Origin of the sequence: Nocardia sp. NPDC051756, from assembly GCF_040681495.1 — a bacterium.
Classification (GTDB): domain Bacteria; phylum Actinomycetota; class Actinomycetes; order Mycobacteriales; family Mycobacteriaceae; genus Nocardia.
In genome coordinates this window covers 764,189-782,352 of the sequence record NZ_JBFAYV010000004.1, presented here as the reverse complement: position 1 = coordinate 782,352, position 18,164 = coordinate 764,189, and the positions used below count along the sequence as shown (strand labels likewise).

The window sequence follows — 18,164 nt, the reverse complement described above, 5'->3', positions numbered from 1 at the left end:
ACCGATGAGCATCGAGATGCCCGAGGGCCTGCAATGGCTCAGTTATCTCGCAGGCGCGTCTTGGCCGAAAGGCGACGAGGACGCGTTGTTCGCGCTCGGCGACGACTGGAAATCGGCGTCCAAGGACGTGCACGACCTCATCGAGGCCCTGCACGTCGCGTGTAACACCGCGCAGGTGAGCTACTCCGGCGACGGCGCGGACAAGATGAAGAAACAGTTCGACCAGTTCTTCTCCGGCGATCAGTCCGTCGAGAAGCTGGCCGAACAGCTCAAGCAGCTGGGCGAGTCGGTGCGCCAGTGCGGCACTCAGACCGAGTACGCCAAGCTCCAGATCATCATCACGCTGGCGATCCTGGCCGCGGAGATCGCCTACGCGCTGGCCACGCTCTGGGGTGCGTGGGCGGTGCCCGCCATGGAGGCCGAGGCGGCCGGCGTGTGCCAGCTCATCGGCCAGCGGCTGATCACCTTCCTGGCGAACCGGGCCACCCGGCTCGCGCAGATGCCGATGTGGAAACTGGCCGCGATCACCGGCGTCGAGCAGGCCGCGATCGGCCTCGGCGCGGACGCGCTCGCCCAGGGCATTCAGCTGGGCAAGGGGCACCGGGACAGCTTCGACGTCAAACAGATGGTCATCTCGGGCGCCGTCGGCGGCATCTCGGGTGCGGTGGCGGCGCCGGTCGGCAGCATGATCGGTAAGCGTCTCGGCAATTGGGTCGGCCACGACTCGATGACGTGGTGGAAGGCCGGCGGCATCGCGATCGGCGCGGGCATTCCCGCGGGTGTGGTCGGCGCCGGGGCGGGCATCGTCGCCAACGGCGTTTTCACGGGGCAGTGGGAGTTCGATCCGGCCGCGATCCTCGGCGGTGTCGGCGGTGGTCTGGTCGGTGGCGTGCACGGTGTCGCCGGACACGCGCAGTCGATCGGGATGGCCAAGGGCGGCTACACCGGGCTGTCCGCGCCGCCGCCGGTCGGTGCCGACGGCAGTCACGAGCGGCCCGACCCGAGGGTCGTCGAGGTCAACGAGGGCGACAGCGGATCTTCGCGCCCCTCTTCGCTTTACGACGGCGACAGCGGGAATCACCGTGCGCCGTCGGTGCATACGACGAGCGATCGGTCGAGTACGGCACCGGCGGATCACACCACCACGCACAACGATTCGACCACCCGGAACGGCCGGACGAACACCGCGGAGACGAACGGCAGGACCGAGACCAACAACTCGGCCGCGCAACAGAACAACAACTCGACGAGGTCCACCGACCGGTCACCGTCGACCAACCAGTCGCAGTCCACGAACCAGTCGCAGTCGAACTCCGGCTCCGGGCGGTCCAACGGCACTTCGCCCGCACAACAGCCTGCTACGTCATCGCGCGTCGAGGGGCAAACAACCCAACAACCCGCGACGCGCACCGGACTCGATCCCAATTCGAGTACCTCGCAACCGCCGCCGCAGCCGGTGCACGCGCAGTCCACGGATTCTCCTGCGCCGCAGTCGGCAACGCAGACCCACTCCGCGACGACGTCGAATCTCGAAGGCAACTCGAACAATTCGACGACCTCGACCGCGCAGGCGTCGGTGGAGCAACCGCGCAACGATGCATCCACGAGTTCGCCGCCGCAGTCCGCACACGTCGGGAACATCACGGAATCGCCTGTGCCACCGCCCGCGGCGCAGTCGAGCACTGGAATCCGTACGGACGGACCGCCCGCACAGCCGGTTACCGCGAACACCGGCGCTACGCCGAGCAGCACTCCCCCGCCGGTGACGTCGTCGCGGAGCGAGTCGCCGCTGCCCCCGCCTTCGGTCTCCGACAAGTCCTCGGTTCAGTCCCCGCCGCCGTCGGCACGACCCAGCATCTCCTCGGTCGGCGACGGCTCCGCGCGCCCGCCGATCACGGCAGGCGTGCGCACCGACCCGATCCCGAACAACCAACGCGCATCGACCTCGTCGGCGGTCACCCCCGAATCTCAATTCCGCACGGTCGAACCGGCGCAAGGTCCTCAAGACCACCTGACCACCCCGAAACAGCCCGAGACTTCGCTCGAAATCCCAAGGGAACCTGCAACTTCCAACGAAACATCGCGGGGCGCGTCCAGAGGCCCCGAGGTTCCGCTCGAATCAGCCAGAGAATCGGGCGATTTCGCGACGCCGAAAAGCGACGAACCGGTCCCGCATCCCTCGGATTCGAACTCCCCCGAGCAGCGCCCGCTGCCGGAGCCGACGCGCGAAAAGCCGCCCGCCGGCCTCGAATTCGTGCCGCAGGCCGACTTCAACCCCACCCCGCAGCAGGTGTCCGCGCTGCCCGGCCATCGCCTGGAGCGCCTCCCCGCCGGCGGCGACGGCCTGTTCCGGGCGATCGATCACGCGACCGGCGGCAAGCTCGGGCCCGGGCCGGCGGCCGTTCGCGAGAAGTTCGTCCAAACTCTGCAGCAGAGCAAGGACAAGCTGATCGGGAAGTTCGTCCCCGATGACCCGGACTTCCGCGAAGCCGCCCGGGAAATCGCCCGGATCGACGCCAACCTGCGCGACTACCCGGATCACCCGGATCGCCGAGCCTGGGAGTCCGAACGCGAGTTCCACACGCAGGATCTGGAATTGGAACGCTCGCTGGCGTTCGACCTACAGCACGAACAGCTGTCCCAGCCCGGCCCGCACCACAACCAACTCGGCGATTTCCTGCTCTCCGCGGGCGCCGACGCGAACGACCTGCACCTGGTGGTGGTGGACCGCGACGGCACGATGACGCATTTCGGCCCGCAGGACCGCCCCGAGCACATCCTGGTCCGCGCCGACGAGACCGGCGACAACTACCACGTCGCCGAACCGATCGCGCGTCACCCCGAAGACCCGAGCACGCCTCCGGGCGACGGTGCCCGCATCGATTCCCCGGGGCGGACGGAAACCCCGGTGCCGCCGCGTGATTCGTCACCGCCGCCGCCCGAGATCGTGGTCGGCGACCCGACCCCGCAGCAGGCGCCGTGGCCGCAGCACTGGGCGCCGGTGCCCGACCGCACCGATCCACTGTTCACCACGGTCGCCCGGATTCTCGGCCTCCCGGATGCCACGCACGTACGGTCCGGCATCACCGACCACCTGAACCGGCTGGAGCAACAAGAAACCAATTGGCGAGCCACCATCGAGGAGGAGCGCAGGCAGAATCGGGTCGACGAGACCCAATGGCAGAGCGAACTGGAACGCCGTCAGCAGTTCGAGAACTCGCTCGACGAACAGCGCAACACCGCGGCCGCGCCGCCGACGCCGCCGACGCGCGACACCGTGGACCGGGATCTGCACCTGGCGGCGTCCGCGTTCGGAATGAACGTCGTCGTCCAGCATTCGGACGGGCACGGCGCCGAGCACGCTTTCGTGCCGGGACAGCGGAATGTGTTCCTGCGCTACGCATCCACCGGCGAGTTCGAGATCGGCGTCACGCCCGAGGGCAACCTGTTCGCGGCACACCGGCATCCGAGCCCGCCCGCACCGCTCAGTTCCGTGATCGACCAGGTGGTGCCGCGCAGCGAGATCCCGCCGCCGCTGAATCGCGTCCTGGCCTCGCCGCAGATCCCGCTGCTCGACGGCGCCGCGCTGGCGCCGCACTACACCGGGGAAGGCCGCCCGATCGGGGTCAAATCCCAGCTCGACCCGATCCCGGACGCGAAGCCACTCGCCGTTCAGGAGCGCCTGCCGTATCACACGCCGGTGCGGCACATGAGCCCCGCGGAGCTGGAGAACCATCGGCTGTTCGTGCATGAGGGGAGGTTGTTCCGGGCCGCCGACGGCCGGCTGTTCGACACCACCCAGATCGCCTCGGCGCGCGAAGGCGGAGACGCGCGAGCCATCTTCGTCATGGACGAGTTCGGCAACCTCTACGCCGGTGACCAGGAACTCGGGTCCCTCCATCATTCGTCGTTCCTCGGTGGACGAACCGTCACGGGCGCCGGTGAGATCGAGGTCCGCGACGGCCGCCTCGTCGTGCTGAGCGATCGCAGCGGGCACTACCTGCCGCGCGGCGAGCTCAACGACTACGCGGTGGATCTGCTACGGCGACAAGGTCTTTCCCTCGACGAGAACTTCACTCGCCTCGGTTTCGACAACCAGCCCCGGGAACGATTCGGCGAAGTCGACCGGGAGCAAGCCGAACTCGCGCGGCGGCAGATCGCGCTCGATGCCGCCGCGGAAGCGCTGAGCCGCAAGGAGAACGAGCTCGACCGGGCGGGCACCCCCGACGATCCCGATGCCCGCCGAATCGTGCAGGCTCGACGAGAGTTGCTGAACGACGAACAGCACCAGCTGAATCAGTGGAAGGCCGGACTCGACCAGGGCATCGTCCAGCCTGAGCTGCGGGACCAGGTCGTCGCGCATCCGAATCCCACCGGCCCGAACGACCGGATCACGCCGCCCCGGCCGCCCCTCGGGCTCGACGGTACGAATCCGGCGGCCGACCGGACCGCCGCCTGGTGGCGCGACACCGGCGAATCCTGGTGGAACAACCTGCGATTCGACGATCTGTCACCCGCCTACCAGCACGGTCTGGTCACCGACTTCCCCGGCCTGCGCAATAGCGAAGGCATCCCGGCGGCGGTCCGGAACACCCTCAACACCACCTACATCCAGCACGAGATCCAGCGCCTGGAAAAGATCGCGGACGGCTCCTCGCTGTCGTCGAACGAGCGACGGCAACTGAACAACCTGAAAGCCGTACTCACCGACCTGAACACCGCGGACATCGACTCCGCGATCGCCGCCCATCGTGCGGGCACCGAGCAACCGGCGACCCATCTGCTGTCCTTCGATCAAGACGCCCAGGGCCGGCGGGGCCGCGAGGTCATCGGATTCGGTCCCGTCGACTCCGCCACGACGGTGCACTGGCAGGCGCCGCCGAACGCCTCGCTCGGTTCGGCCGGCCACGCGGTGGCGCACGCCGCACAGCAGCACGTCGAAACCGCGCGCACCCAACCGCACCACGCGACCGTGATGTGGGTCGACCACGACTCCACCCGCGGCGCCTCCGGGCCGTCGCGGCTGGTCTCGAAGCTCTTTTCCGGACCGCCCGACCCCACGCCGGGCCGGCTCGGGACGGCGATCGCCGAATTCACTGGGCAGCATCCCGCGGCGCGGGTGCACGTGTCCGCACCGGAACCGCTCGCGAAGTCGCTCGCCCCGCACGTCGATGCGAATTCCGTCACGGTGCACAGCGGTACGGCGGCCGGTGCCGGGCACCGGCTCTTCGGCAACGAATCCGTGCATTCGGCCGAATCACACGGCGGAGCACCGGATCTCGCGACGAACCGACCGGACCGCGGCGCGGAAACAGCCGATGGCAGCAGCGTGCGCCGCACGCCCGATCAGCCCGACCCGATCACCACGACCGCCGACCCGGGTTCCGATTTCCGCGGTCAGGTGCAGCCGCTGCCCCTCGGCGACACCGGTCCGGTGCGCGGCCTAGAAGCCGGACACCTCAACGATTGCGGGCCGTTGGCGCTCAACGAGCTCGTCCGGCTGAACAACAGTCCGGTCATCCATCCCCCGGAGGGTCCGGTCGGGCTCGCGGGCATGAGCGCGGAAGAGATCCAACGCGCCGCAGGCGCGCCGCTGCAACACTTCGGCGGCCACGACCGCGTCGCCGAACACCTGCGCGGCCTCGGTAACGGCGCCACCGCTCTCGTCGTCGACACCTACCACGGCCCAGCTGATCAGTACGGTGTCGGCGCGCACGCCTACGTGCTCATCAACGACCACGGCAGCATTACCGTCCGCGATCCGAGCACCGGCGCCGACCGGCCGTTCATCGCGCAGACCCCGGCGCACGTCCAGGACACGCACGCCGTTCTCTACACCGATACCGGTCAACCCCACACCGTCGACACGGGAAGCACACGCCCGCTCCCCGACGTGCGCGTCGGCGCGATTGATTCCGGTCCGCGGCACGACACGTTCGGGGTCCGTGAACTCCTCGAACGATTCGGCGGCACCGAGTATCCGCCCGGCACGGTGATGTATTTCCCGACACCGACGCCGGGAATGCTACGCATCCAGTTCGGTGACGACCACCACGTCCTGCTGACGACCGATGTCAACAGTCCGCCACCCGAGGTGAACCGGCGCACCGTAGATGACTTCTGGAACCATATCCGAGCCAGCCACGACGAAATGGGGCTGACCGACGTCACGGTTGCCCAGCCTGCGCATTTCGGGGACCAGTCCCGTCGGATATGGGACGTCTCCGACCTGAAAGTCGAGCTGGTCGCGAACGGCTTCGACTCGAAAACGTCCATCAAATTTCACGACGGCGACCACAGCCAGACCGCGATCGTCCGCAAGGACGGGAATATCGAGATCCGCGAGTCCGGCGCGGAGCATCGCCCGCCGTCACGCATCGTCAGCCGGACGGAATTCGAGGCCATTCTCGACCGGCACGACGTGCAGTCCGCCGAAGTCACGCTGCCGGTCCCCGAATCCTGGCATCGCGTCGCGCCGGGCCAGGACAACCTTTTCCCGACCCTGACCCGCATTCTGAACGAAGCCGACCCGACCCAGCTACGCCGGGAGGTCGCCGTGCACCTCCAGGAAAACCAGGATTTCTATGCCGGATATATTTCCAGCGACCATCTCGACAGCCTGTGGAGCAATCCGGAAAACCACCAGGATCCGAACTTTCCGGCCTGGGCGGCGAGCCAGCGTCCCGAAATACTGAAGTACGAGATATCGAAGCTGTATTACGAGTCCGGCGGCACGGGCTACCACTACGCCGGACCCGCGAAGATGGAATTCGCGCTGTACGGCGCCACCTGGGCCAAACAGATGAACATCACCACCCTCGACCCGCACCTGCCGAGAAATGAGGTGCCGAATTTCCCCGGCCGGCCGCAGATCTTCCTGCGGCGCGCGGAAGACGGCGCCTACGAGGTCGGGATGAACCGCGACGGCACCATGTTCTCGGTGGTCCGGCCCGATATGCACGTAACGCCGGACGAGCCGCCGACCATCTCGATGGAGATGATTCCGAAGCCCCTGACCACGATGCTGGCCGGCGGACCGGAGCCGCTGCTCGAGGGCGCCGCACTACAGAAGAGATACCTCGGGGAGCAGCGCCCGATGGTGCCGAAGAGCATCCTCGAGCAGCGCGGCTCCGCGGCGGATTTCGCCGAGCATCCGATCCGGCACTACCACACGCCGATTCACTACATGGACAGCGCGGAACGCGAGATGCATCGGCTCTTCATCGGGCCGGACGGCAGGCTGTACAACGCCCGCGACGGATATCCGTTCGACACCACGGACCACCCGAACACGATTTTCGTCATGGACGAGTTCGCCAATCTGTATGCCGCCGAAAAAAAGACCGGCCTGATCCAGCATTCCTCGTTCTTCGGCGGTCGGACAGTTACCGGTGCGGGCTTCATCGGCGCCAGGGACGGCTACCTGACCGAGATCATGGACAGCAGCGGGCATTACATGCCCGACTCGCAGATGAACGACTATGCGATCGCCGCATTGCGGGCTCAGGGCCTGCGGATCAGCGCCAGCTTCGAGCACAAGTACATGAACTCGGACGGTCACTGGGTCGCTCGTGACCCCGAGGTCGAAGCGCGGATCCAAGAGAACGCGCTGGCCCGCGCGAAACGAATTCTGACCGAAGGTCCGACCCCGACTCGGCCGTTCAAGATATACCGAACCGAGCAAGCACACGACCATCTCACCTGGAATGATTTCCCGCCGGGGACGACGATCAGCTTCCGCGGCGACGACCTGGCCACCACGGCGACGGTGACGAACGATCAAAACTTCCGGGTCGTCGATCGTCCCCTCGACGGTTCCCATCAAGACCAGCATTACCACGCCGACCCGACCATGCTGCAGGATCTGATTGCCGCTCGCGAGGTCGAGACCGTCAAGGTCGAACAGCCCGAATTCCCGCCGCGGGCAGGGCAGCACGACGAATCGACCATCAATACGCACTCGCTGCTCGAGGCCCTCCCGACGATCCACGAAGAGCCCCGGACCGCGCTGCCGCCGGGATTCGACCAGCACCTCAACAATTGCGCGCCGCTCGCGCTGCACGAACTCATCACCGACACCGGCAGTACGGCCGCCCGCCTGCCCGAGCATCCGGTCGGACTGGACGGCATGTCCGCCACGGAATTCCAGCACCTCGCCGGCGGCCCGTTGCAGTCGTTCACCAATCATCAGGCGATCGGCCGGCACCTGAGCGATCTCGGCCCCGGCGCCACCGCACTGGTGGTCGACACCTATCGCGGTCCCGCCGACCAGCACGGCGTCGGCGCACACGCCTACCTGATCACCAACGAACACGGCACCATCACGGTGAAGGATCCGAGCACCGGCGCCCATCACCCGCTCAGCGAGCACACCTCGGCGCCGGTCGACACCGTGCATGCCGTCATCTACGACGCCGGCGGCCAGCCGCACACCGTCGATCAGGTCGTCTCGCACCCGCTGCCCACGGCGCGCATCGGCGCGGGCAACGAACGGACCGGCGGCTTCGGCATCGAGGAATTCCTCACGAAGTTCGAGGGCTCGGAATATCCGGCCGGCACGAAGCTGCATCTGCAAGGCCAGGAACTGGAGGCCACCGCCACCTTCACCAACGACGACCACGTCATGGTGGACGACCTGCACGACTCGGCCAACCCGCCCGCCCTGCACGCCATCGACGACTTCTGGAGCATGCTCCGATCCGACCACGAGGCAATGGGTTTGGATCACGTCGAGGTGTTCCAGCCTGCGCTGCGCGGTGATACGAGTGAGCGCGTCCAGGAGATCTCCTACGTCACCGAGAAGCTGTCGCGCAACGAGTTCACCACCGGGACAATCCTGGAGTTGCACAGCGACACCACCGACTCCGTCGCGATCGTCCGCAGGGACGGCGCATTCGATCTCCACGATCTGCGCGCCGAGCCGGTCACGCCCCCACCGACCATCGGCAGGCCCGAGTTCGAGGCCCTCCTCAGCGATCACGAGGTGCACTCCGCCAAGGTCACCCTCCCGGTGCCCGACTCCTGGCATCGCATCAGCTCGGCCGACGAGCAGCTGTTCCCGACCTTGGCCCGCATTCTCAACGCCGAGGATCCCGCCACCGTGCGGCAAGACCTCGCGAACTACCTGCGCAAGCATCCGGGTCACTTCACCCCGTTGATCACCAACGATCGGCTGGACAGCCAAGCGAATGATCCGGCGAACCGGGCAAACCCCAGATTCGAAGGGCGGCTACAAGACCAGCGTGCCGCATTGCTGGGACGAGAGATATCGAAGCTGCTCACCGGCGCCGAAAGCACCGGTAGCCGGGCCATCGGTCCCGGCCGCGCGGAATTCCTGTTGATGGCGGCGGCGACCCAGCATCAAATGAATATCACGACCTTGGACCCGAACGGGCCGCGGGTCAATCTGAATTTCGGCCGGTCGAAGCCGACCATCTTCCTGCGGCGCCCGGAAGGCGGCGGCTACGAAGTAGGCGTCACCGAGACCGGCAATATCTTCTCGACGGTGAGACCCAGCCTGCCGCGCAGCTACGCGGAATCGGGCGACCTGATCCCACCGGATCAGATTCCGAAGCCGCTCACCGAGATGCTGGCCGGCGGGCCGGAGCCGCTGCTCGAGGGCGCGGCCATCGACAAGCGCTATCTGGGCGAACGGCGGCCGCTGGTGCCGCGGTCCGAGCTGCCGGAACGCGGCGACATCGCGGATTTCGCCGAGGACCCGCTGACCCATTTCCACACTCCGATCCACTACATGGACGCTGCCGAACGCGAGGCACACCGACGTTTCGTCGGACCGGACGGCCGGCTGTACAACGCGCATGACGGCCGCGTATTCGATACCGGCGGCAGCACGTCGTGGATTTTCGTCATGGACGAGTTCGGCAACCTCTATTCCGCCAGAAAAGAAACGGGACTCATCCAGCACTCGTCGTTCGTGGGTGGTCACCCCATTTTCGGCGGGGGCTTCATGCAGGTCGTGGCCGGCCGCGTCACCGACGTCACGGACAGCAGCGGCCATTACATGCCCAACTCGCAGATGAACGACTATGCGATCGCCCTGCTCAGAGCCCAAGGTCTGGAACTCGACGAGAACTTCGCGCGAACCTACCTGGATACCCAGGGCGAATTCCGAACACGCGATCGGGACCTCGAGGATCGAATACAAGAGGCCGCGCTCGCCCGCGCGGAGCGCATTCTGACCGACGGGCCGACCCCGACTCGACCGTTCCTGATTCATCGAATCGAGGAGTCGTACTCCTATCTCAAGTGGGACGATTTCCGGCCGGGCACGAAAATCACCTTCCACGACGAGGATTTCGTCACCACGGCGATCGCTCGGGAAGATCACACCTTCCGCGTCACCGATCGCAGCCGAGACGGATCCAGTCACGCGCGTACCTACGATGCCGACGTCGACACGATGCTGGACCTGGTCGTCGACCGCGATATCGAGACGGTCAAAATCGAGAAGCCCGAGTATCCGCCCAGGCCGGGCGCGAGTGAGTCGACCACCGACCTGACCGCACTCCGCGAGGCGCTCCCCGAGGTCACGGACCCGCCGCCGACTCGCCCCGCGGCCGACGACAACCTCGTCAATGAATGCGCCCAACTCACGCTGAGTGCCGTGGTCGACCTGACCGGCAGCCAGGTCGTCCGCGTTCCGGAGGGCCCGGTCGGGCTGAACGGCATGGACGTGACGGCATTCGAACGCGCCGCCGGTGCGTCGCTCGAGCACTTCCGCGATCACGGCGATATCGCCAGCCACCTGTTCCGGCTCGGCGACGGCGCCGTCGCGGTGGTCGTCGACTCCTACTGGGCGCCCGCCGACGAGCACGGCGTCGGCGCGCACGCCTACCTGATCGTCAACGACGACGGGGACATGGTCGTCGTCGATCCGACCAAGAACGAGGAGTATTCGCTCTCCCCGGACAACCACACCGCCGAGGGGGTTCGCTCCACCGACGCCATCATCTACACCGCCGACGGCCGGCCGCACCGCACCGGCGTGGGCGCGGGCATCACCGGCGCCGAGGCGATCGGCGATGTCCGGATCGGCGCGGGCGAGACCGAGGCCAAGACCGCCGATGTCCCGATCCGCGCCGGCCACACCGACGACCCGCCGCCCGGCGCCCCCAAGCGCACCCTCAGTGGAACACCACCGCGCGAGGGAGACGGGGCGGGCCCCGCGCTGAAGACCGCGCGGCTGACCGACGCATCGGATTACACCACGGCCGCCCGCCCGGAGACCGCCGCGGAATTCGCGGCCGCGAATCCGCATGCCAAGGTGGACGACACCACGGTGTCGAGGCTTTCCGATAATTTCGCGCGCAAGCGGTTGATGAGCGGGACGACCATATTTTTCGGCGGGCAGACCGATCCGGTCAAGGCCACGGTCATGCACGACGGAAACGTCCGTCTCCACGGCACGAGCCCGGAGGGAACCCCACGGCACGAGATCGTCACCTTCGAGGATTTCCAGCAACTGCTCGCCGACCGGGATGTCACCACCGTCGCTCATGTGTCGCCGACTCCGGCCACCTGGTATCGGCCGCCCAGCGACGGCGAGACGACCTTCTCCACGCTCGCTCATGTGCTGAACCACCCGGATCCGCAGGAGTTGCGCAATCGCGTGGCCGACCTGCTGGAACGCGAGCACAAGAAGTATGTCGAGCGATTCATCCCGCCGGGTCTGCAAGCAAAGGTGAGCAGCGAAGAAGCGCACTGGAATTCCGTGCTCGAACGGAAATCGGAACTCTCCGACCAAGAATTCCAGCGTGCAAAGAGCGACCATGAGCAAAACCTGCGGAACCTGGCCGCCGAACGAGAGCAGGAATTCCGGGCACAGATAGCGGCATTGCGTTCCGGCGACTCCACGTACGGTCATTACCGCGGCAGTCGAATGGACTTCATGCTGGCCACCGCGGGTCACATGAACAACGTGAATATAATTCTCGAGCACCCGAACGGCAGCCGGGAGCGATTCACTGTCGATTCGACGAAGCCCTACGTTCTGCTGAAGGCGTCCGACGACAATGGTTACGGCATAGGCGTCGATCAGCGCGGTGGTCTGTTCTCCACCATGGTGCCGATCCAGCACCACCTGTCCGCACCCACCGGGGACGTCGTGCCGAAGGCCGACATTCCACCGAAGTTCACCGAAATGCTCGCGAGCACAGCGAAACCCGCGCTCTCCGGCACCGCCGTCCAGCACAACTACCTGGCGGAGAACAAGCCGATGATCGTGGACACCGGGATCCGCGAGCGACTCGCCCCGGACCGGCTCGCCGCGCTCGACGCGGTGATCGACTCCGGCGAGTTGCAGAACCGGCCGAAAACTAAGCCGGTCTCGCACCACCACACGCCGGTTCACTACATGGACGAGCTGGAGCGCGAAACGCATCGGCTCTTCGTCGGCCCTGGCGGCAGATTCTTCCGCGCCTTCGATGGACGACTGTTCGACACGTCCGCGGGCGACCGGCAGGGCAACATGACCATCTTCGTCGAGGACGAATTCGGCAACTTCTACGCCGCCGTCAAGTTGCGCGGCACCCTGCAACACTCGTCGTTCTTCGGCGGCCAGATCGTTTCGGGCGCAGGTTTCGTCATGGCGCAGGCGGGACGGCCCACCCTCATCGCGCACAGCAGCGGGCACTACCAACCGAGTGCGGAATTGAACAACGCGGCGCTCGCGGTGCAGCAAGCACGGGGCCTGGTGCTGCACCCGAAGTTCGAGAGCACCGATCGCAGACTGCACCCGCTGCCGTCCGCCAGCGAAGAGATCAAGCGGACAGCAGCGCTCGCACGCGCCCAGCAAGTCCTCGCCACGCAGAACGCCCCAGCGCAGACCCGGTACTACCGGACCGACAACAACGAGCACGTGAACCAACTGGCCCGGCTCGGCGAGCAGAACTTCCCACCCGGCAGTTCCGCGCAGTTCTCGACCACCGCCCTGTCCACGAAGGTGACCTTCAGCGACGGAAAGTACCTGGTCCACGACGTCAACCGGAAGGGCGAGGAACGCACCCTCGAAGTGACTCGCGCCCAACTGGTCCGCCTGATCCTGGACCGGGAGATAACCAGTATCGCGGTGACCACACCGGGGGCACCACGCATCGGCCTCGCCCCCGGGACCGCCGACGGAAGCAGTGCCCACGCCAGGCCCACGATCACCGCCGCGGCCGTACCAGGCTCCGAATTCCACGGTCACGTCGAACCACCGACGACCAGCCACGTCGAACAGATCCGCGGTCAGATCGATAGCGCATTGCACACCGTGGTCGACGGTCACGGCGGCTTGCGGATCGACCCGATCGACCCGAAACGGGGCGAGTATCGCGTCACCGACACCAGTGGCGTCTACAGCAGAGACCAGCACAGCTTCACCGTGCGCGTGGAAACTCAACGTATCGGCGACGACACCGCCGCCCGGTCGATCCTGAATCACGACAAGGGCCAGCACGTCATCCAGATCTCCGACCGGATCTCGACGAAACATGTGCCCCGTGCACTGGCGCACGAGATCGGCGAGATCGTCGCCGACCGCAAGCGCTACCTCGTCGACAAGCTCGATTCGTTCGGCCCGCGCGACGGCGTTCTGCATCCCGGCGGACCCACCGATCGACCCCGGCTCACGCCGCACGACGCCGGCCGTATTCAAGAACTGCGGGTGCTCGGCGACGAACTCGACGGGCTGCCGGCCACCCAGCAGCCGGAACGCAACGCGCTGCGCGGTGAAGCGATGGCGCTGGTCGACCACCTGGGTCTGCGCGAAGGCACGCCGGGCGCCCAGGAACGCAGAACCGTGGTGTTCGATCATCTCGATCGTTCCGCCTCCGGTAGTGCGCACGTACGCACTCTGCTCGACGACGCAGGCCGCGAGCCGAATCGGCTGCCACCCGAGGATCAGCAACTCCTGCAACGCATTCAGGATCGGGCCACAGACGACCGGGCCAGGTTCGAGGCCCATCGAGCCGCCTTGCGGCCGGCCTTCGAACGCCCGATCGCCTTCGACGGCGAACGCGCCACCCCCGAACAGACGCGAATTCTCGCCGACCAGAGCACCCGGCAACGTGCGCAGCGCAGCGCCGAAACCCTCGCCGAACTGCGCACACAAGCCGCGGCCGCACCGCAGGGCGAATACCCGAAGTTGTCGGTCATCGAGGCAGGCGGTGGCGCCGCGCTCGCCGCCCGTGACCCGCAAGCATTGCTGGTCGACGACCGTGGGCGATGGCAGTCCGACAACGGCGACCGCATCGCCCAAACCGCAGACCAATTGCGCAATCTCCGCCAAACCGGACTCGGCGACCCCTACCAATTCGTGGGTGAGGGCAGGCCCGATGCCCGCGTACCCCTCGACGCGGTCCGCTACTGGGAAGACTCGATCGCCGCCCAAGGACCGGTGGTCGACGGCAGAACAGCATTCCGGATGGAGAACGGAAAACTCCTCGCCGACATCACCCCACTCGACGGCAGCCCGCCGATCACCGTTGATGTGCAAGGCATTCCGGTCATCGCGACCGGCTTTCCGCCCGAGATCATCCCCGGCATCGCCCGCGGCATCGGCGGGATGCACGGGACATTCGACACTGCCGCACGGGAATTGGGCAACCTCACCGCCTCTGGCGCCCCTGCGGCGAAAGCGCAGATCCAAGCCCTCTCCTGGCGGGACCCGGCCTCGGCGGGCAATGCCTTGGAGATCCTGTCGGCCAACGGCATCGCTCCTTCCGCGTTGTCCAAGCCCACCCGGGACTCGCTGGGTGCGGTCGACAACTGGAAGTCGTTGCGCGACAACCACCCCGGAAAAATCCTGTCCGGCGACGAAGCCAACCTCGCCGGCGTCGACCCGAACCTCGCAAAACACTGGATCGTCGCAGGCACCGGCGGCACCGGCATCAGCGGCGTCGAAAACATGCTCAAACTCAGCAACGACGCCACCTTCACCATGATCGGCCGCAACGCACCGCCCGGCCTCGCCGACAACACCCAATGGAAAGAAGTACGCGGACAACACGACCTCGGCTACGACCACAACAATCCGCGGGCCGCCAGCCAGAAGATCAATGGCGTCTGGCCTAATCCGACCGCCACCGGCCGCCTGACCATGGCATTCGACCGGAACATGAACATCGGCGGCATCGAAGAACGCCCGGGTTCCCGTTTCGTTGTCGCCGGTTTCGAAGGCGACGGGGTGATCGCCTCGCTCGGCACCCGCAACTCGGTGCCACCGGCAGTCGCCGACCTGGTCGACACCGCGATCAAACGCGACCCGAATTCGGTATCCGCGCGAATGCTTTTCGACAACGACGGCCAATACCTCGGCTACCGCATCACCGCCGACGGCCGCGATATCGACGTCACGGGCGCCGCCTCCCGCTTCTTCCCAGGCGGGCAACTGTTCAAGCCAGGCACCGGTGACGTCCCACCGCTGCCCGCGGTAAATCCAGGGAAGGTATGGGGCACGCAGGATTCCCGGTACGCGTTGTCGCGGCCGGAACCCGGCTTCGCCGCGCAAAACGCCTCGAATCGGGACGCTCCGCCTGAGGGTGGCAACTTCGACGGTGGATATGTCGCCTCCGCGACGCAGGCGACGCACTATGCGGCATGGCGGCGTAACGAGGCAGACGGATCGAATGTCATTACCGCCGCGGCCGTGCCGGGCTCCGAATTCCACGGTCACGTCGCACCGCCCACGACCAGCCACGTCGAACAGATCCGTGGTGGCATCGACAGCGCACTGAACAGCGCGATCGATGGTCACGGCGGATTGCGGATCGACCCGATCGCCACCGACAAAGGGGCCTACCGCGTCACCGACACCAGCGGTGTCTACGGAACCGGTCAACGCAGTTTCACGGTGCGGGTCGAGACCCAGCGCATCGGCGACGACACGGCGGCCCGCTCGATCCTCAACCACGACAAGGGCCAGCACGTCATCCAGATCTCCGACCGGATTTCCACCAAACACCTACCGCGCGCGCTGGCCCACGAGATCGGCGAGATCGTCGCCGACCGCAAGCGCTACCTCATCGACAGGCTCGACGCTTTCGGTCCCGACGAAGGCGTCCTGCGTCCCGGCGGACCGACCGACCAGCCGCCGCTCACGCCCCACGACACCGGCCGCATCCAAGAACTCCGCGTGCTCGGCGAACAACTCGACGCACTCCCCGACCCGGCCGGCCGAACGCCCGAAGATCGAACCCGCTACGCCGAACTGCACCGCGAAGCAACGGCATTGGTCGAGCACCTGGGCCTGCGCGACGGCACACCGGGGGCCGAGCAACGCAGAGCTCTGGTGCTGGATCACCTCGAGTCCGCCCCGACCGGTCGTGATCATGTGCGTCAGCTACTCGACGACGCCGGGGGCAACCGGGATCAACTCTCGGCCAATGACCAGCGGCTACTGCGTTCCATCCAGCGTCAGGCCGGAATCGATCAAGCGGCGTTCGACGCGCACCGGGCCGCCTTGCGGCCGGCCTTCGAACGCCCGATCGCCTTCGACGGAGAACGCGCCACCCCCGAACAGACGCGGACCCTCGCCGACCAGAGCACTCAGCAACGTGCGCAACGCAGCGTGACCACGCTCGCCGATCTGCGCGAGCAGGCCAAGGGCGGCGACTACCCGAAGTTGTCGGTCATCGAAGCAGGCGGCGGCGCCGCACTCGCCGCCCGCGATCCACAAGCCCTGCTGATCGACGACCGAGGACGCTGGCAATCCGACAACGGCGACCGAATCGCCCAAACCGCAGACCAATTGCGCAATCTCCGCCAAACCGGACTCGGCGACCCCTACCAATTCGTCGGCGAAGGACGACCGGACGCCCGCGTACCCCTCGACGCAGTTCGCTACTGGGAAGACACCATCGCCGCCCAAGGACCGGTGATCGACGGCAAGGCGAGTTTCCGCATGGAAGACGGAAAACTGCTCGCCGACATCACCCCACTGGACAACTCGGCGCCACTGACCGTGGAGGTCCAAGGCATCCCGGTTATCGCGACCGGTTTTCCGCCCGAGATCATTCCCGGCACCCGCGAGGTCGGCGGCATGCACGGCACATTCGACACGGCGGCAAAGGAATTGGGCAAGCTCAATACACCCGCCGCGACAACCGCGAAAGGCCAGATCGAAGCCCTGTCCTGGCGTGATCCGGCCTCTGCGGCCAAAACTGTGGACATTTTGACGACCAACGGCATCGCTCGCTCCGCGTTGAGCGACAACCTCAATCACGCGCTGGATTCGCTGAGCAACTGGAAGTCGTTGCGCGACAACCACCCCGGAAAAATCCTGTCCGGCGACGAAGCCAACCTCGCCGGCGTCGACCCGAACCTCGCAAAACACTGGATCGTCGCAGGCACCGGCGGCACCGGCATCAGCGGCGTCGAAAACATGCTCAAACTCAGCAACGACGCCACCTTCACCATGATCGGCCGCAACGCACCGCCCGGCCTCGCCGACAACACCCAATGGAAAGAAGTACGCGGACAACACGACCTCGGCTTCGACGCGGCCAACCCCACCGCCGCGAGCAAGCAGAACCCGGACGGCAGCTGGCCCAACCCCACCGCCACCGGCCGCCTGACCATGGCATTCGACCGGAACATGAACATCGCCGGCATCGAAGAACGCACCGGCCCCCAGGGCACCCAATTCGCTGTCGGCATACACACGGGCGACGGCGTCATCGCCTCGCTCGGCACCCGCAACTCGGTGCCACCGGCCGTCGCCGACCTGGTGGACGCGGCGATCAAACGCGACCCGAACTCGGTATCCGGACAGATGCTCTTCGACAGCGACGGTCAGTACCTGGGTTACCGCATCACCGTCGACGGCCGCGATATCGACGTCACGGGCGCCGCCTCCCGCTTCTTCCCAGGTGGACAACTCTTCCGGCCCGGCAGCGGAGCGGTTCCGCCGCTACCTGCGACGAATCCAGGGACGGTGTGGCGTACCAACGACTCCCGATACGCGCTGTCGCGACCGGAACCCGGCTTCGCCGCACAGAACGCGTCGAACCGGGATGCTCCGCCCGAGGGCGGAAACTTCGACGGCGGCTACGTCGCCTCCGCCATTCAGGCGACACACTATGCAGCGTGGCGACGCGGCGGTAATCGGCCCTTCGCATGAACGACGGAACCGAAGGCGGGAGAGGACAGGATGGGTAACGAAC

At 66.6% G+C, this 18,164-nt stretch carries 1 protein-coding gene; it reads left to right on the top strand.

All coding sequences use genetic code 11. The features are described from left to right. Positions 1–4 precede the first annotated feature (4 nt). Entirely contained in the window at positions 5–18,121 is an 18,117-nt protein-coding gene (locus AB0M22_RS20515; protein ID WP_364728803.1) for a hypothetical protein, read from the top strand. The last annotated feature ends 43 nt before the right edge of the window (positions 18,122–18,164 follow it).

Coding starts and splice junctions, on each gene's coding strand:
- AB0M22_RS20515 (WP_364728803.1), top strand. CDS start 5: ATGAGCATCGAGATGCCCGAGGGCCTGCAATGGCTCAGTTATCTCGCA.